Below are 18,397 nucleotides of genomic sequence, written 5' to 3' on the forward strand. Positions count from 1 at the left end.
TGTTAAATCCCCCTTCCTTTACATAATTGAATTAAAAAACGTCCAGCACTAATCTTGATCCTGTGTTTGCATTGATAACGCATATGAAGTGGTATCAGACAAAAAGGCATAACAAAAAATGTGTAATAGCTGAAATGGCCACCCATGAGCAGAGACAGTAAATATATAATTAAAGGCATGCAAAATATAAGAATCGCTAAACAACTAAAATTCAAACTATATTTTTTAACATCTCTGTCGCTCATATCCGCAAAACTTTTACCAACAGTACTGGTGGTATTGCTCGTGTGTTTTTTAGGCGCTTTAATCATCTGCCAGATATCACTGCCAATATCAAAGGAGTAGCTTAAAGGATTACCTATCATGCGCCGTGATTTTCTCAAAACAGGCATAATGTTCAGGCTGAAAATACTGACTATGCCCATTAGAGCTTTCTTTTTAGTCATCACTGCACGATATTTAGCTGCAACGGTTAATGTAAAGGTATTTTCAAGCGCATTATATCTGCCATAAATAACAGTACGCGGCTTAGTGTGAATGACAACTGGATAATGCTGCGTAATTTCCTGTGGTAAATTCAGTATCTGCCAGTCTGCATGATGAATCTTAATTAAAATAGGGATTTTATGCTTTGGCTCAACGTCTGCTTCCAGCTTAATCGGCTTAATCATAATGCCACTGATAATTTCAACCGCATCATGATCCGTATTGAGATTAAAACTAATGGTATCTACATGTTTATCCACGTTGAGTTCCTTATAAATATTTCTTGAATGAGCCAATGAGGTAATGCAAGAGTACATAGCATATAAAGCTTGAAGTCATGGCAACCATCATGGGGTTAATCTTAAAAGGCATAATGAGATATAGAATCACCCCAAGACTGGGTAGCCATACGGTTAGCCCTCTGATGATATTATGTTTTGCCTCACTTTCTCTATCAACACAGTAACGTCGATACAACCGCTTATGATTACCCGTAATAAATGCCAGTATGATTGCCATGATATAAAGCTGATAAAAACTTAAGCTTGTCAAAAATTTAATGACCGTGACATAAAAGGCTATCTGAATCAGTGACCACCCTTTTTGCACAAAACTGTATGAGTGATTCATCAATGAGTTGACCTGATCACTCACTGGAATATCTGATAGCGTATCTTTATTAAGATATGAGTTTTCCTGCACCCATTTCATGCTCTTTGCAAAATATTGATTAACCTCAGTCATTGACTGAGTAAGGCTGTGATACAGCTGATTAATCCAACCACCAACAAGTGAGTCTGGATTAACATAGAAGTGTGCAATATTATAATTGTAAATCTCAATAAGTGTATTGTAAGCATGTTGATAAGAAGTCAACACCCAATAGATCAAATAAAAGCAGATCAAAATAACACAGCCAGTTACTGCAAACCCTAGTAACCATATCGTCAGTTGAAAAGGAATTAAAACCAATCTTAAGAGCTTATTTTGGGTAGCCTCATCGCGTTGAGACTGATGTGTATTAATAGCCGATGTCATTGCCCGTATCCTTAAGGTCATATCGCATGATCTTTGCAATTGATAATTGAGATGGCAGACTCATAAAGGGTGTTTTCAGCACATCAATCTCAATCTTTGATTGGGTTCTTGAGAAAGTCTGACCATTAGTGGCATATAAAACAAAGTGGTTAAATACAACTTTCCACATAACCACATTACCATTACCGGTATGGATACTGGTGAGTTTCACACTTGGATCACCTAGCTTCTCTACTGCAAAGTACCACCCCTGTTTTAATCGTGACAGCAGCCCAGAATCACTGATCGCCATTTGGACTTGATCTGAAAAACCTGTTACCGCAAAGTTAAGATTAAATAACTCATTATGCTTTTGCTTATAATTCTCAGGCGTCACCGCAAAGATCTGGTATATGCGATCTGTGGCATATTGAATAATGTCATCGCGCGTAAATGGCTGCGGCTCATTTAAAGGGTAAATAGTGGCTAATGAACCCTTGTTATCAAGTGCAAAATAATAGGTCCACTGATGTGTAAGTTGATTACGACCATTCACCCATAAAAGTATGATAAAACCAATACACAGCACAAATATATAACGCTTTAAAAAAGAGCGTTTGCGAATCTCATTTGACGTATATTCAGTCGCCAGCTGATGAATTGGAACCTTACGTTTACCCTTAAAAAACCATGCTAACATCACTTACTCCTGCCAGTTCGCATTAACCTGAATATGAGAAATTTGCATTCCATAGCTATTAAGCGTCGTTCCAGTGTCATTGATAATGAGCTGAAATTTAACACGCTTAGATGTGCTCACACGCCCATTAAAGATATTGATAATTGCGGGAACCTGAACACGCCACACAGAATGTGTTTTATTCAAACTGCGATCAGTTACAAAGGAAGAGATAATTTTAACCGAGATAAATGCACTATTTTCCTTGAGGCTCGGCACAATATTTTCATTGATATATTTGCTTAACTCACCTTTGGCATCAGCAGTAAAATAACGTGGTAAATTCTTATCCAGCATGTAGTGATAATTGGCAAAGTCAAAATCCATTGATTCAGGTATTGCTTCAATGACAAACTGTTCAACTGAGGCATTACTGAGTGCACTTGAATCATTACCAATTGGTTTAATGGCAACTTTGCCATCATCGCTAACCGTAAAAAAGGCAATATCAGGTCGCTGACTGGAGATATACAGGCTAATCAGCACGAGTACTGTTACAGTAAATACAAATAAATAGCTCAAGAGATTAAAGAACTGAAAATAGTTTTTATCTGCCCAGACTTCAAGGCTATTAACTGGACTTTGATCAATTGATCTTTTCTTACCCACCTTATCATTTTTACCAGCCTTAACGGTCACTCTTTTCTTAAATTTATCAAGCATCGCCTTCCCCTAATTATTCTGTATTAACTCTGTTTATTGAGGTGTCAGGAAGCTCGAACTAAAAGTGCCTGGCTTAATTAAAACAACATTGTTCGCCATTACTTCCGCTTTAAATGGCATTGATGCTGATTTTAGCGAATCGAGCAAAGTACTTAATGCACCACCATGACCTAAAAAGCTTCCATAAATGATTGAATCTGTCTGAACTTGATAATCATCATCAGACTGAAAAAATACAGTATAGCCATTGAGTTTACCCCAACGCTTGATTGTCTGACTAACGGTATCCCCTTTGATCAGATAATAAACTTGAGGCGCCTTAGCGGATAGTGCCTTAGCCTGTTTCTTATCAGCTGCAAATGCCATGATGCCATCTTGTTTATTAACATACATGACAGGTGATGATTTTAATGCCGAGATGGTATCGCTCCCCTGCTTTTCGTGCTTCATTTGTCTTTGCATCAGTGTCGATGTGCGCATGGTAAAATGATCAGTTGCATAGGCATTTGTTAGACCCAGTACACCTATCAAGGTCACGATAAGCAATTGCTTTACGCTTTTCTCATTACCAACCATCTTTACCTTTTCTACCTTTTCTACCTTTTCTACCTTTTCTACCTTTTCTACCTTTTCTACCTTTTCTACCTTTTCTACCTTTTTTATTTTTCTTATCACGTTTGTACTAAACATTGTTTTTCTCCCATCCAAGTGCACCTGATATCAACTGATAAAGTGGATTATCTGCCAAGTTATTTGTTGTCAGTGAGCCGGCATAAATTACATTTGTTTTTAATGCGGTATCAGGCAATACATCAGTGTTAATTGCTAACTTATCTTGCTTTGCCCACTGATAAATAGTTGCCTTCATCTGGCTGCCTTTAAGTGCATAATAGACATGCACTTGAGTAAGTGTTTTTGCAATTGACTCAGTTGAAGCAACGGACAATTTATGTGTTTTGTCATTCTGATAAAATTTAAGATGCTTACCTTCTAAATAATCCTTAAACGTCTGACTTAACAGATGCTTTTTATACATGCTGCTAATTTCATTTTTTAGATCACTACGAATAAATGGGGATACAATCAGACTAAGCTCATGTGTTTTGGTATTTGCCTTAACATGCTCTGTTTTTATATCTGGCACAGGATATGGGCTATCTGCATATGCTTTTTCAAGTGCCTTTTTTTGAGCTGCCAACTCAGCCTGTGTTTGAGTCAATAAATCTGCCTTGCTTTGAAGATCTTTCCAACCATTTAAATAGGACTGATATGTAATCGTCTGCTGCGGCTTAACTGCTACTGTCTGTTTGTCAGGATTAACATCAAAGCTCAAGTGGTAAACTTTAGATATCTGCTGAAGAATAGAGACAGCATCATTCTTAGTTGCAGGAATACTGATAGGAATATCATTGACCTGATTTAGTTGAATTGTGTAACCAGGATAAATTGAAAGCAATAATGCCTTTAATGGAATATTGCTCAGCTGTGCGTGAATCTTAGAGCCATTAGATACCGGTGCTTCTGGTATCGATGATAATATCGACATATCAGCATAAGCACTGCTCACGCTCATCAGAAGCAATGGCACCATCATTTGTTTTATACTCATCGTTGTCCTCTATTTTTTTATTTTTGATCTTTTCGTGTTTGATTGCTTATTCTTCAAATTCTATTGCTCGCTATCGCATACCCAACTGATCAACCACCGAGCCACTGCTTGTAAATCCAGAAGTCGTTTTACCATTTGAGCCGATAATATAAGGTGTTCCTGTAACATTAGCTTCTCTCGCCCATTCATAATATGAGCTTACATTAACGGTACAATTAGCTTTTTCCTTAATACCATCAGGTAATACGCCTTTACTATATAGTTTGTTTAAGGCGCTCAAAGGATGGGTTGCGCATATTGCCTTTTGCATATTTTGAGCCACAGTTGTATTAAGTCCCTTTCTTGGTAATGGGAGATAGATAACTGAGTAGCCATTGTCTAAAAATTCATTGATATGCTCATGTAAATCACGACAATGCGGACAGGTATAATCAGTAAATACATACAAAGTCCCTTTAAGAGGTGTGCCATCTGGTTTTTTTAATTTAGATTGATAGGTTAGATTATCTTTAGCCCAGATAATGGCATCTTTAAGTTTCTTCTGTTCCTGGTTCTGTTGCTGATTTTCATTGTCATTATTATTACGCTTATCACCGTTTTCTAAATCAGAAAGCACATTTTTATGCTGAGCTAGAGGAATTTCATCTTTATGCGACATCAACTCATCTACGGTAGTATATAATCCAACAATAACTGTACTAATATGCTTAGGGTTTTTATTGGTAATGCCTGTGGCTTTATCAATTAAAAAATAGTTGTAAGCTCCTTTATCATTATGATCAATGACTTGAAGGTGTGTGTTATCCTCAATCAGTTGAACAAGGTTTGCGGACTTACTTAAGTCAAGCTTGTCTGTATTAAATAGAAGATAATGCTTTGCCTTTAATAGTACCTCTCCTGTTGTACTAACATCAATCATGCCTGAATTAGTCGTTAACTGATAAAAACCATTAATGTTTAAAGGTTTAATCTCACTGACCGTTAAATAGGTAAAGACCTGCTTTAACTTCCCAACTATTGGTATGATGTGGTCTATGCCAGAATAATCTTTAGATAATGTAACACGACTATCTGGAGTAACGATCACTTGCTGCTGATCATTTATCGCATTCTGATAGCCAGTAACAGCATCCTCAATTGGTGAAGACGCATAACCAGCATGCATGAACACGCTAGCCAGCATGCAAGCCACCATCGGTACTTTCTTAAAAATTCTACTGCAATTTATCATCTATTTTTCTCCTTCTGATTTAATTTCTGCGGTATCGGTAAATAAAATGCCTATGCCATGTCCTCGGTTTATCGTGACGGTTGTTGGTCGATTCCATAAGCTGGTAAATGCAGGTTGTAACTGCCCTGAAATATTGGTTGCTGCTCCACCAGCGGCACTAAATGCAATCTGCTTAGCATCAGGCGGTGTATAAACTTGGGTTTGACTGCCGCTACTGCCTACAATAACAGTCGGTGTGTTTTTACCTTGATAAGGCTGAGCAGCACCCTGAATTGCCCCAAAGGTAGCCCCAGCAATTAGCCCACTGAAGCGCTGTAAATAATGATGATCTATATCGTCATACAAGTTAGGTAAATAATCTGCATTAACTGCTATGGCATGAATGGTGAATGTAATACCCTTCCATATCATTTTATTAAACTCGATACTGATACCATCAATCCATTTGTCTCTGACAGTAAACTCGCCAAAGACTTTGGCGCCTCTATATTTACCCATCTGAATTTCAGCAATTACAGGTGTTTTAAAATCACTGTTAATCTGATTTATAACAACACCATATAAAAACGTGCCGGCATTGATCTGCCCTAAAACAGATTGTGTAATTGAGCTTACTGTCTGATTTACAATAACATTCTGGACATACTCTGGTGCTGTGACTGTCTTATACCCTGATGCTGTTGCAGTATGTGTTTCTAATTCCAGTTTATCTAAACCATAGGCTTTGATGGCTTTTTCAAAGGACTCACTTATCTCCACATCATCATTTTGCTTTGTTGTTTTTGTTTCAAGCTCATTTGTTTTATACTCATTTTTCTGGCGCGCTTTCAAAGCAGACTGATAGTTATAGTTCTGATTGGTGTTCGTCAAAGGCTGTGATTTCTTAATTGGATTAATTGAGCCTACTGTGCTGATAAAACTGGTGTTACCTTCTCTGGCTTCTTTTTCTTTCGCTGCTTCATAGGCTTCGTGCTTCTGTCTAATCAAAGGAGAGTTCACTAAATCATTATGATTGGCTCCACTGTCAAAGCTGGTATTGATGTTAACGCCCGCATCTGATGAAGGTTCACTGGCTGATAAAAACAGTTTATAACCTACCAGTGATACAATTACTGCTCCTACCACAACAGACAGGATTAATCTTGTATTACGTACTTTCTGAACCTTTTCTTCTCTCATATTCATTGGGCTTCTCCCTCATTTTCGCCATCAATTGACATCGGTTCAGTAATACTTGCAGGAATAAGACGACCATGATCGACTAGACTTAAAACATGATTACCCGACGCAATTTGAAAAACCGTATAGCCAGTCGAGGTACTGGCACGTGAAATATATGCCGGAGACTGAAGCTCTGCTTTGGTACGAATATAAAAATAGCCGTTGTACTGCCATACATTCGCATTTGAAATAGAAATATCCATAGCTCTTGCACCTTTAGGAGCTGTACCATTTAAAAACTGCATCATGGCTTTACTTGGTCTTGTAAAATCAACACCTGTATATTTAACTTCCTGTAAGGACTGCTGAGTTAAACCATCTATGCTAATATTGACCTGATAATCATATTGCGTATCTGATGAATCTAAAAACAGATGCACAGGCATTTGCTTATTCACAAGATAAATAATTAAATCCCCCTGGGCATAATCAGTGGTGCCATCAATCGTTAGTGAATTCCGCATGGAAGCCGGTAGTAAGCTGCTTTTCTGATCACCCTTCTGCTCAGACTTCTTCGGTGCCTTCTCGTCTGTATATGCATAACTTTTTCTGTCATTACTCTGCACAGGTGTCGTTGTACTATTCCCCCCTCTTTGAAAAACTTTAAAGGCATTTTCGTCAGATATATTATAGTCTTGAATCGGATATGGATTGCCCGCATTATCAACAAACTGAATATTAGTCAGTCGATTTTTAGCAATGTGGATTGTCGGCGGCTGATCATCGTGATACAAGAAAGTGCGCCTGTTTTGTTTAAGCTTCACAGTCATATGTTTGGCTGCTTCAATACTACGGTTATATTCCTTAAGCGCTTTAATCTGCGAGGGCTTAAGTGTTTTCCCCGATTGATAAAGTGCAATTAAATCTTTGTATTTCTGTTGATCCTGTTTTGTTAAAATCGCCTGATATTGTGCCTGTGGTGATAGCGTTTTACTTGCATCTCCAGCCTCTGCCCCTTGAGCCACGCCAAACATTATAGCCGTAATGACAGACATCATGACAAACAGGTTTCTACACTTAATAAAGATCATGACTATCTATGACACCATTTCTAATTGATTTAACTCTTCTAGCAGCATAGATTTGATATCACTGCTAAAAAGCTCAAACTGCTTTGAACTAATTACCTGCTTTAATGAGCCAACGTAGTGATGGCCATTTGATCTGACCGCTAGCAGTTCTATATCCTGATCGATAAACAACAGGTCTCTGTCAGCATCATCGATGCAGACAGAAGACTCAGCAATGAGATGTTCACTGTTTGTTGCAAAACTAATATTCATCATTAATAACCTTTTATTGTTCTTACCGCTTTAATACAGAGGTCTTGTTGATGACTATATTGCCTCAGTTTAAAAGACAACCTACCCCCCTAAAGTGGGGTGAAACGCAAGAAAAATGAAAAAAGTTTGGAAAAAGTGTCATTGCACTATTGAGTGAGTTGATATTATGCTTATTACTGCGTTTTTGAGCACATTATTTTTTACTTTTTTACTTCTTGTGCTTTTTAATTTTTTCTCTCTTTAACTTTTCTTGTTTTTTAACAGCAAACTCAATGAGATTATCTGGAATAGGATGTTTATCTGTATGATCAATAACAATCAATTTACGTCTGATATCGGGAAATTGAATAATTTTCTCGCTGGGCAATAGCTTTGTCACCATGGAATGATATTTTTGAGCTATGCCCATTCTGTTTAAGAATGTTTCATATTGAGTACCACCATCCTCTGCTTTAAGTAGCTTTATAATTCTTTTAAAAAACTTTGAGTGATTAAATCTAAATACCAACTGTTTATTGTAATCAAAACTTCGCATACCAATAAAATGTCCTGCAAAAGCGCTTGAAGCATCTAGATCATCACGGTTTAAATGGATGCTTGGCGTTTTATTGCCAAGCATATCATCGTGCAGTAACAAGTGACCCAACTGTGTTGCCAGATCAATATTAACCGCTCGTTTCGTACGACACTGACTAAGATTAATAAAAATAATACAATCTCGATAATGCCAGAATGCAAAGCTGCTTATCTTATCTTCGAGAAAATTAGGCACAGCAAATACCCTGACACCATTCCCCTCAAGCAGATTAAGCATATTATCAGCAATATCATACGTACAGTTAAATACCAACCTCATACTATTGGCATATAAGGTGTTGTTTGTGGATTTTATGTCTCCATTACGCATAAGATTATATATTTCATCATGTTGCCATATTGGCTTTATTAACGTGATTCGCTCATTGATATAATGGTTAATCTTTAACGCCTGGCGCATTAACAGATAAACATGAACTATGGTTTCTCTATTTAATTGCATAATACTCACCATCAATGTACTGAATATTATCTAACTTATTTACTATCCATTGCCTGAGACAAAGCCACATGTGTTGCTTTGAGGTATTCTTTAAGATTAACCCCAAGTTCACTAAGAATATCTTGCGTTAGCGCACTAAGTTTTTCATCAAGAAATTGCTGATCAAAGCAACAGTGGGGATAATAAACCTGAGCAAGTATATTCTGATAATTTGCTCTTTCATCCTTGTATTCGATTAAATTCGTCATCATTGATTTACGAATAAACAAAGATACTGGATAAAGCCTCGTTTGAGGCGCAATGCTCTCATCCATCAGATATGCCACTGCAAGAGGCCTTAGATATGCAATGTACTCATCAACGCTTTTTATCCCAACACCCGTCACAATACTGATGCTCACTTCAAAAAGCTTAAACAGCCGTTCAATCAACATTTCCTTATCACTCAACAAATCAAGTGTAGTAACATCAACAACTACTGTCACCTGCCTGATGATATAGGTAATATTCACTAAGGCTTCAAAGTAATATTCAACTACTTCACCTGATGCAATATGTGATGGTGCCAGAAAAACCATAACACCTTCAGTCTTTGGTTCTAGATCAGGCGGCAGATGTGCTGTTTCCTCATTTATGTAGATAGTTTTCATTACAAGCTCCTTTATCATTCTTATTTTTTATTATTTTGTGATTAGTAGTACAACGTAAATTCATTAATGGCTTCACCATGATCTAAAGTATCAAGCCAACATGAAATATAAGTGTTTCCTTTTAATTCAGGACAAATATAGCAATCATATAACTGCTTAATCTGGCTATTGTTTAATGACTGCAAAAGCAGTTGATCAGACTTAGGGTTAATATGAACATAACTTCTTTTACTACCCTTTTTCTCAGCTTTCTCAGCTTTTCCATTTTCTCCAATTTTCCCAATTTTTTCTATCAGCTCCACATAATTGCCCAACGATAAAATAGCAAGCTGATCTTTTGTGACACGGTTTTTAAGAAAGGTGTTTAGCATGTCAAAGTCGGTAAATACTCGATAAGTTTTTGCTGAGATTTTCGCACTTGTTTTACTGTCGTTGATAACAGTAAAACCAATTGCTTGAGCGTAATGATTGACAGTGCTAGACTCTATATTCACCTCAAAATGCTTTAGCAACTTGGTCATGTTTTCATCTAGCTGCTTTGGCAGATAACAATATATTTTATGCTGATATCCAGACACAGATTTTTCTATCCCTAAACAGAATTTATTGTTTTCCACACTATTTTCAAGGGAATATAAAAGCTGATTAATTTCCTCTTTACAACCTTTCAAATCATCAGCTTGCTCAATATAGGCTAATAATATTTTCTTAGTCGCATGCAAGGTTGAACGATCAATATATGCCACAAAACGAACTGGATTAATATGTCCCCTGGTATATTTTACTGAGCACTCAATATATTGTTTCCAGTTGTGATCCATCGACAATCCTGATAAGTCATAACAACGCTGTACACAAGCAATATAACTCTGTAGGCACCGATCCAGAGTAACTTCTGAAATTTGTAGATGCCGCCTGATCTTATCGCTAACACAGTTCATGGTAACGTTCCTTCATATCCTTTATTTTACTGATCACATCAAACCATACATCACAATAATCTGGCTTAGCATACAAATCTCCCTGCTCCAGCACACTCTGATAGCCGCATCCACCCTGGCATTCATTCAGATGCGGACACCTGATGCAATCAATATTTAACCTAACTTTGCGTTTATGCATTGCTTGATAGGCGGTTGATGTATGAATCCTGTCAAAGAAATTTATCTCATGATGCAACGTCTGATTTCCATCATCACAATACAACGTATGATTAAAAATATTGCCATACTGATAGTTTCTATCCTGAGTGTTTGCAAATGAAGAACACGTATAAACATGTCCATCTTCATCTACTGACAGAACACCTGAAGCACAATTACTCTTAAATGGGCACCCTGCTAACCCTTTATCTTTCATGTTTTTAATAAAATGATTGATTGGGCTAATATTAAATGTTGGATTATCTTCATAAATGCGATCAACCAGTGATAGAAGAAAGCTTTTATACTTTGCTTTATCAAGCGTTTGAATACCTGTGTCTTTAGCTCGACCCTCGGTATAAACATAGTTGTATTTTATATCAAACCCATAGCCATAATAAGACTCATATGCCCTTGAAAGGTCATATAACTGATAAGCCTGATCAATATTATCATCAGTTAACACAGTAACAACGCCAGTTAAAAACCCATCATCATGAAGTTGTGCAAATCGTTTCATAAAAACTTTATGATATATGTCACTGTTGCCGTGAATGTTACGTGTTCGACCATAATCATAGGATGTGCCAATCACACCACCTAAAACCGTCTCAATCACCTCATGCCACTTCTCAGAATAAAGCAGCAAATTAGTCTGCATTGAGAAAATAACATCATAGCCTTTTTGACGGATATATTCATAGCTCTGCAAATAAAACTCAGGCTTCATTAGCATAGGTTCACCGCCATGCCAGATCCAGTTGATTTTACGTAGACGATATCTTTCAGACAGGCATATCTGATCAATAACCCGCTTGAAGTCATCCAATGTCCACTTGCGTTTACTGCATATCGCTGCACTACAGTAATCACAGGTTGCATTGCAGTTTAGTGTCGGTCTGGCAATAACAGTTAATAAATGGTTTCGCATAGTTTCATGTACTCTTTTACTTTTTTGGGCTCTGATTCAAGAAATGCCTGAATATGTTTTAAAAATGGTTTATATCCACTGCATGCATCTCCCGTCTGCTGATTACTGGTAATTGGGCAACCGCTTCTACAAAAACGTCTAAACTCGCACTTCATACAGTTGTGATGCGGATGATGCAAGCGACTCTGTTTCAACCAGAACTGACGCACCTTTGAGCTCATGAGCTTATCAACTGAAAACTTGGCATAAGAGTAGGCTGGCTCTGAGTCAATCTTGTCTGGGCAAGCATTTATTTTGCCATCGGGATTAAACACCAGAAAATCCTGCATACAGGTCGTGCCCCACCTGCCTGCTGACTTACCTTTTATGACCCCAGTCAGTGCTTCATATATCTGTCTGATGACAATAGACTTATTACCTTTAACAACATAATCAAACGCATCAATTAACATATTGCTGTAATCCTGATTCGTTGGCGCATCATCAGTCGGGATATGCATGCCAAACGTATTATAGCGCTCAAAGTTAATGCTTTTAAAATCATGTGCCATAAAGAAATCAATCACAGAGATTATATTACCGCACTCTTTTTTATTAGGCACCGTAATTGGATGAACAGTTAGATTATTTCTTCTGGCTAAATCAACTTTATCGAGCCACAGTTTTTTATATGCCTCATTTGATCCATTGATTGTCCGTCCCGTAAAGTCCATTGATGAACCAATCGAGCGAATATATTGTTTTAAAACGGGAATGTGCGTCTGTTTCAATGGAATTAAGGAACTCTGCACAGCAAAACCATAATCAAGATTGCTTTTTGAAAGTTCTGCTTCAAGCAGTTCAAACGCAGCTTTTAAATAATTAACACTCAGTGATAAAACTTCACCACCATGCAAAACAATCAAGACCTGTGATTTATTGACGCGTTTAGCATATTCAACCGTTGTTCTGATAGCATCTTTTAATGTCTCATCTGACATTTTTGTTTTATCATGACGGTCTTCTTGTGGAATGTAACACATCGAACAGCCGACGTTACAGTAGTTGGACAGCTTAAAGTAACTGATAATCATAGCCACACCTATAAAAAAGCCAGTGCTCGCGAGCCAGGCGCGTATCGTGTTGGCGAAAGTCCTCGTTTTTTAAGCAGGCGATCCAGTTTACCTTGCGCCAGATCTTCCTTTACTTTCGTTAACAGCGCCTTCCATGTTTCACAATAATAAAATTTACTGCTAATGCTGCCATCAAATAACATACTGTCAGAGGGGCATCCCCCCTGACATTCTCTAAAATGCGGGCATTTAACACAGTCAAGATGCACCTGATAGCGCCTTGACTTAATGACGCGTAATGCTTGCGCCTCATTAAGATGATGGGTAAAAGTCTCTTGAGGTACCTGCTTATTATCGACTACCAAATCAAAGACATTACCAAAGGAAAAATCTTTATTACGTGTATCTGAAGATACTGCACAATTATATAAATCTCCATTAGGCTCAACAGATAGAAAACGTCCACCGCATGATCGCGTGTAAGGACATTTATGTGACTTATGAACACCTAATACACTGTAGAGGAAATCAGCTAAAGGAATAACGTCAAATGCAGGTGCATCATTCACCCATCTATCCCATAACGCCAGTAGCGTTTGCGTATATTTATGCGCACTCATCAGCACACCATGATCTTTAACCCGCCCCTGTGGACGCATATAATTAATGCGAATGGATGGCGCTTTATCGCCATGACTGATCGCTAAATCATACATTTTTACTGCCTGATCAATATTTTCATCAGAATAGGTGCCAATAATGCCTGTGCTAAACCCGTCATCAATAATGTTTTTTAACTTCCACTTAAAGACCTTTTCAAACTTTGCAGCATCCCCAAATATGGTACGCATGCCACCATATTCAAATGACGTGCTGATACAACCATTAAAAACCTGATCAATCGTATCCTTCCAACGCGTAGATTTATATAAGGTAATATTTGACTGCATTTCAAAACGTACATCAGGATGCGTTAACTTGGCATATTCATAACAACTGGTATAAAACTGAGGTGACATTAAAAGCGGCTCACCACCATGCCATATCCACTGTACCTGCTGGTTTAATCCAGGCTTTAACGTATCCCAGATATGCATGAACTTTTCAACTGTCCACTTTTCTTTGTCATAAGGAATAGCACTGCAATAACTGCAATCAGCATTACATGCCTTGGTTGGCTTAGCAATAACAACAAAAATATTCATCACTGCCACGCCTTACTTAAAATATTACACATACTTAATTGTGCATTAGCCACTCTCGCAATCATTACCTTTCGTATTTCTGCGCTTTGATTATTTTTATTATGATTCAAATGCACATCATACTTTCTGCACCATTTACGCACGGTATTTACAGAGTATGAACTGATTAAAACCACGTCCTCATAGACAAGTCCACGCTTTTCAAAACTCTTTAGAACAGCTTTAACTGGCTTATGATAGGTAGACTCTGCCCATTGACAAAAAGGTTTCCTTGATATTTTCTCTTGCACTTTTTTCATCTAACATAGACTCATCACGTGATTGATAACTTATCTTGTCATAAAATAATTTAAGACCTACCCCCCTAAAGTGGGGTGAAAGCAAAAATAACTAAAAAAATTCAACAAAATGCAAATGCGAGTGTGAAAAAGGCTAATTCGTATGGCTTGAGCGGCTTTTAAAGTCAATATAGCGAAATAATAGCGTCTTAAACTCAGCTGACTGGCATCTTGATTTAATATGATTTAAAAATACTTTATATCCCATACATTCTTCCTGATTTTGCGGCATATGAAGACACACTCGACGATTGCAGTTTTTAAAAAATTCACATGACAGGCAACCTGATTGAAAGCTTTGCTGTTGATACTTGATGTTCTTCAGCCGATCAGGTGAAAAGAGTATTTCATTCGGGGCACGACTATTCAATCTCCCAACACCTTTATCAATCGCTGATTGTATGGTGCAAGTACTTACTTTCCCATCCGGCTCAATCACAAAAAAGCCTTTCTGACAGCCTTCTTCTTGAATCATCGGTAAATTTAACGCAATTCTGGGATAGCTCTTACAGATATCAACATTGATATATTCACCTTTTGCATAAGCATCTAAAACCCAATCGAATATACGGCAGTACATTTGTGACTGCTCTAAATTACTGGGAATTTCTGCCTGCTGTGACTCAGGTACACCTGTTTTAAAGAACTGTGATATCTGCACATTCTCAACACCATAGCTCATTAAGGTATCCATTAGATAAGATTCTCGACCTATTTCACTTTTCGTTAGAGTACAGTTGACAATCATCGGCTTACCAAGCTTTTTGACAGCATGATATTTTTTTAACCATAACTGGTGATAATTGTTAACTGAACCATTGATTTTACGCGTACTGAAATCTAATGATGTTTTTATCAAATCAACATATTTATTGATATAAGCGGCATGTTCATCGCGATAAGCAATCAATGACGTGTTAATACGATGCTCAATCATGGTATCACTGGCCAAGGTGTTTTTAATACAATTATAGGCATTGGCTAGGAAATCATAATTAAGTGTCAGTGGCTCACCACCTGTAAAACTCAGTCGCAACGTTTTTTCATTCTTAAGTTTAAGGTTTGTGTTAACCAAGTTACCAATGCGCTCATAAAAGTCATTCGTTAAGCGTAATTTATTGTGACGATTAACCAGAGGAATCATGCAGTGATCACACCCCACATTGCACCAGTTAGTCAAGCGAACCTGAAGCATCATACCGGCATTCTACTATAGTAGTCATAATCAACATCACAACGATAAGCCTGATATTGATCCTGATTTGATATCAGCTGATTAATCGTTAAAGCCGCAGCAATATCATGTAAACGCTTTTCATATATGTTTTCATGTGTTTTTAAATGTCTTCTACCAATAATCAACCCCTGGCGTCGCCTTATCGTGTTTTGATCGTACTTCTCCAGGTGTCTTGCTTGGTCAATCCCTGTGTGTATGACACAATCTGCACTGAATCCCATATAGCACTTAGGCACAAAGCATGACTTAATTATCTTGAATATACCCCTGTAATATTTAATCTGATTATTTTTAATCATTTTAATCGTGCATGAGCGTTTATGAAATGAAGGGTAATCGAGTAACAAAGTAGAGTTCAATTTCAACCGTGAATATTGTGTATAGTGTCCTTTTATATCGGGCAAAAAAGGATAAGCGCATTGATACTGCGTCGTCTGTTCATTAGGGTGTAGCTTAAAACTAATATCCAAAAGATGCGCTGGTAGTATGTCTATATTATCTTTTTGGCATAGCTCATGCCATACTCTGTCTATTGACCTTAGATCGATAGCTGTATTTTTGTATACATAAAGCGCAAGCTTATGATCAAAAAAAGTATGGATGCCCCTTTTAGTATGATCAACATTAATGGTCGTATAGAAAGGTGAAAGACATACCAGTATCTTTGAGTCAGGGTAATGCTTTAATAGACTGGCCAGTGTAATCACAGTTAAATAATCATCATTGTTATTAACAATAAAATCATAATGTTTAACCTTAACTGGCGGCTCTAAAATCATTAGTAATGCCCTCTCCCACAATCACTATGATTTGAATAGCACGGGGTGTACGACTCAACATAGCAAGGTGTCACTATATCCTGCTGATTACTGATACCATTAATATTATTAGAGTCATTATTATTATCACCGCTGCTCATAAGGTTACGATTTTCATGTAAAATCTGCCCTGGGCTTTTATAAAACATTTCAGCATTTGCCTGCTGTTGAACAGCATTCGATGGTATGACAGGCAAATCTTTGGCTTTTGACTGGCTGATAGCCTGACCCAGAGCCTCAACTGAATTAATAGAATGTGTCGTATCTGCATAAACGGTGCTTGATAATATAATGGCTTCTGATGCCAGTGATACCAAAATTGCTCTATTAATATTTCCCATTGTGTTAGCACTCCTTATTTATTTTATTTTTCATTATTTATTGGAATAGTCACAGTAAATCTCAGCAATAGCTTCAAATTGAGTGAGGTTGTGCTGTATAATTTGCCATCCATTACCATTTGTCTGCGCTCGAACACCAGAAGCTGCATAAGGCACAGTAAAGCTAACTGTGGTATATACAACATGTCCCGGAGATATTTCACGATATGGTGCTGAGAACTTTACTGGAAACTGTTTTACTTCCTGCATTTGTGGTAATAGGAATATCTTATTGATACCACCTGTTGCAGCACAGTGTGCATCAAAGGGAACAAATGTTGTATTCTGATTAATGGTATAACTGCGCACAAATACCATCCCCAGATAATCAGTCAACTTAGTATTGCCTTTACTGGCGATCGTCAGGTCATTGACATGTACATTAGAATCCCCCTTAACACCATTTTGCTTGCCAAGATAAACATCACCACCGCTATTACGATTCAGCGATAATTCGCCAACTGAGTTAATGCCAATATTATTATTAGCTGACATCGTAATATTTCCATTACCATCGCCAAGCTTAACTGAGCTTGCTGCACCAGATAACAGTAAAGGTGCACCATTTGATGTAATCTCAGCTTGGGTAGCTGACTGCATTGAAATGGTTGATACATTTAACAACTGACGTTTATTATCGGCAATAGCAGGATTATAGGTAATATTGTTCTGCATGGAGTTGCCGCCATCCACACGTAACCAGACATCTTTTGTTCCTTGTAAGGTGATGTTGACCTGAAAGGTTGCATTGACTTTATCAAAGTTATAACTGGTAATCCCATTGAATGCGCCATTGGACACTGACCCATAATATGCGCGCGCTGCATTAACAACACTTGCTGCAAGACCTGGATCAGGTTTTAAGACACCATTTGTTGTCATACTGGTAATCGCACCAAAATTAATTGTCACACTTAAACGACTGCTACCTCCAATGTTATTCACCGTCACTACAGGTGGTGTTCGCATTAATTGTGAATTAATAATAAAGCCACAGGGTAAGTAAACCGTAGCTGAACTACCACCGCAGCTCGTTGGCAAAAGCCAGGTTACACCAGTAAACGTATCACCTGCATGCACAGTATCTGTAGCAAGCTTAGCATCAACCGCAGCAATATATTGTGCAACATTGTTACCTGTTGCCCTTGCCTCTGATTCACGTGCCTTATAGCTGCTCCATGACATATATGCTATCAATAATAGCCCAGCAATCACAAGTACCATCGACAATTCAATCAATGAAAATCCTGCCTGTTTATCAAATTTCAGCAAATGCAATTTCTGGTTTTTCTGATCGCTTTTATGATTCTGATTACTTAGCTGCTGGCTAAAAACTCGCATAAAGCACTCCATTAA

21 protein-coding genes are annotated in these 18,397 nt (G+C 37.6%); all 21 read right to left on the minus strand.

The window, feature by feature from the left end:
- Positions 1–2 precede the first annotated feature (2 nt).
- Positions 3–746: a hypothetical protein gene (locus ACZ5V8_RS11565; RefSeq protein WP_464218852.1), complete on the minus strand. Its 744-nt coding sequence runs from the start codon at positions 744–746 to the stop codon at positions 3–5.
- A 10-nt stretch (positions 747–756) separates the two neighbouring features.
- The gene (locus ACZ5V8_RS11570; protein ID WP_464218853.1) at positions 757–1,524 is read right to left on the minus strand and encodes an IncC plasmid conjugative DNA transfer DtrJ family protein; all 768 of its coding nucleotides are present in this window, start codon (positions 1,522–1,524) and stop codon (positions 757–759) included.
- Positions 1,508–2,203 (minus strand): DotI/IcmL/TraM family protein, encoded by a 696-nt coding sequence (locus tag ACZ5V8_RS11575; protein WP_464218854.1) that lies wholly within the window; start codon positions 2,201–2,203, stop codon positions 1,508–1,510. The genes ACZ5V8_RS11570 and ACZ5V8_RS11575 overlap by 17 nt, the downstream gene beginning before the upstream one ends.
- A gap of 3 nt (positions 2,204–2,206) precedes the next feature.
- A complete protein-coding gene (locus tag ACZ5V8_RS11580; RefSeq protein ID WP_464218855.1) occupies positions 2,207–2,905 on the minus strand; it encodes a DotI/IcmL/TraM family protein in 699 nt (232 codons plus the stop codon).
- Between the two features lie 33 nt (positions 2,906–2,938).
- A complete protein-coding gene (locus tag ACZ5V8_RS11585; protein ID WP_464218856.1) occupies positions 2,939–3,595 on the minus strand; it encodes a TcpQ domain-containing protein in 657 nt (218 codons plus the stop codon).
- Entirely contained in the window at positions 3,588–4,514 is a 927-nt protein-coding gene (locus tag ACZ5V8_RS11590) for a hypothetical protein (protein WP_464218857.1), read from the minus strand. Before ACZ5V8_RS11590 ends, ACZ5V8_RS11585 begins: the two co-directional genes overlap by 8 nt.
- A 70-nt stretch (positions 4,515–4,584) precedes the next feature.
- Entirely contained in the window at positions 4,585–5,745 is a 1,161-nt protein-coding gene (locus ACZ5V8_RS11595; protein WP_464218858.1) for a thioredoxin fold domain-containing protein, read from the minus strand.
- Positions 5,746–6,930: a DotG/IcmE/VirB10 family type IV secretion system protein gene (locus tag ACZ5V8_RS11600; RefSeq protein ID WP_464218859.1), complete on the minus strand. Its 1,185-nt coding sequence runs from the start codon at positions 6,928–6,930 to the stop codon at positions 5,746–5,748.
- Entirely contained in the window at positions 6,927–7,997 is a 1,071-nt protein-coding gene (locus ACZ5V8_RS11605; protein ID WP_464218860.1) for a DotH/IcmK family type IV secretion protein, read from the minus strand. Before ACZ5V8_RS11605 ends, ACZ5V8_RS11600 begins: the two co-directional genes overlap by 4 nt.
- A gap of 6 nt (positions 7,998–8,003) precedes the next feature.
- Positions 8,004–8,252, minus strand: coding sequence for a hypothetical protein (locus tag ACZ5V8_RS11610; protein WP_464218861.1), 249 nt, complete (start codon positions 8,250–8,252; stop codon positions 8,004–8,006).
- Between the two features lie 205 nt (positions 8,253–8,457).
- Positions 8,458–9,288 (minus strand): hypothetical protein, encoded by an 831-nt coding sequence (locus ACZ5V8_RS11615; RefSeq protein WP_464218862.1) that lies wholly within the window; start codon positions 9,286–9,288, stop codon positions 8,458–8,460.
- Between the two features lie 35 nt (positions 9,289–9,323).
- On the minus strand, positions 9,324–9,938 hold the full coding sequence (locus ACZ5V8_RS11620) for a hypothetical protein (protein WP_464218863.1): 615 nt from the start codon (positions 9,936–9,938) through the stop codon (positions 9,324–9,326).
- A 41-nt stretch (positions 9,939–9,979) separates the two neighbouring features.
- On the minus strand, positions 9,980–10,879 hold the full coding sequence (locus tag ACZ5V8_RS11625) for a hypothetical protein (RefSeq protein WP_464218864.1): 900 nt from the start codon (positions 10,877–10,879) through the stop codon (positions 9,980–9,982).
- Positions 10,866–12,011 carry a radical SAM protein gene (locus ACZ5V8_RS11630; RefSeq protein WP_464218865.1) on the minus strand — a complete coding sequence of 382 codons (1,146 nt, stop codon included), beginning with the start codon at positions 12,009–12,011 and terminating at the stop codon, positions 10,866–10,868. Before ACZ5V8_RS11630 ends, ACZ5V8_RS11625 begins: the two co-directional genes overlap by 14 nt.
- A complete protein-coding gene (locus ACZ5V8_RS11635; RefSeq protein WP_464218866.1) occupies positions 11,993–13,084 on the minus strand; it encodes a radical SAM protein in 1,092 nt (363 codons plus the stop codon). Before ACZ5V8_RS11635 ends, ACZ5V8_RS11630 begins: the two co-directional genes overlap by 19 nt.
- An 8-nt stretch (positions 13,085–13,092) precedes the next feature.
- On the minus strand, positions 13,093–14,268 hold the full coding sequence (locus tag ACZ5V8_RS11640; protein WP_464218867.1) for a radical SAM protein: 1,176 nt from the start codon (positions 14,266–14,268) through the stop codon (positions 13,093–13,095).
- Positions 14,268–14,567 (minus strand): hypothetical protein, encoded by a 300-nt coding sequence (locus tag ACZ5V8_RS11645; RefSeq protein WP_464218868.1) that lies wholly within the window; start codon positions 14,565–14,567, stop codon positions 14,268–14,270. The genes ACZ5V8_RS11640 and ACZ5V8_RS11645 overlap by 1 nt, the downstream gene beginning before the upstream one ends.
- A 133-nt stretch (positions 14,568–14,700) precedes the next feature.
- A complete protein-coding gene (locus ACZ5V8_RS11650; protein ID WP_464218869.1) occupies positions 14,701–15,804 on the minus strand; it encodes a radical SAM protein in 1,104 nt (367 codons plus the stop codon).
- The gene (locus tag ACZ5V8_RS11655; protein ID WP_464218870.1) at positions 15,801–16,622 is read right to left on the minus strand and encodes a hypothetical protein; all 822 of its coding nucleotides are present in this window, start codon (positions 16,620–16,622) and stop codon (positions 15,801–15,803) included. The genes ACZ5V8_RS11650 and ACZ5V8_RS11655 overlap by 4 nt, the downstream gene beginning before the upstream one ends.
- Positions 16,622–17,002 (minus strand): hypothetical protein, encoded by a 381-nt coding sequence (locus ACZ5V8_RS11660; protein ID WP_464218871.1) that lies wholly within the window; start codon positions 17,000–17,002, stop codon positions 16,622–16,624. The genes ACZ5V8_RS11655 and ACZ5V8_RS11660 overlap by 1 nt, the downstream gene beginning before the upstream one ends.
- Positions 17,003–17,035: 33 nt before the next feature.
- Positions 17,036–18,382 carry a type IV pilin protein gene (locus tag ACZ5V8_RS11665; protein WP_464218872.1) on the minus strand — a complete coding sequence of 449 codons (1,347 nt, stop codon included), beginning with the start codon at positions 18,380–18,382 and terminating at the stop codon, positions 17,036–17,038.
- Between the last annotated feature and the right edge of the window lie 15 nt (positions 18,383–18,397).

The organism is Cysteiniphilum sp. GTC20157, from assembly GCF_055396795.1.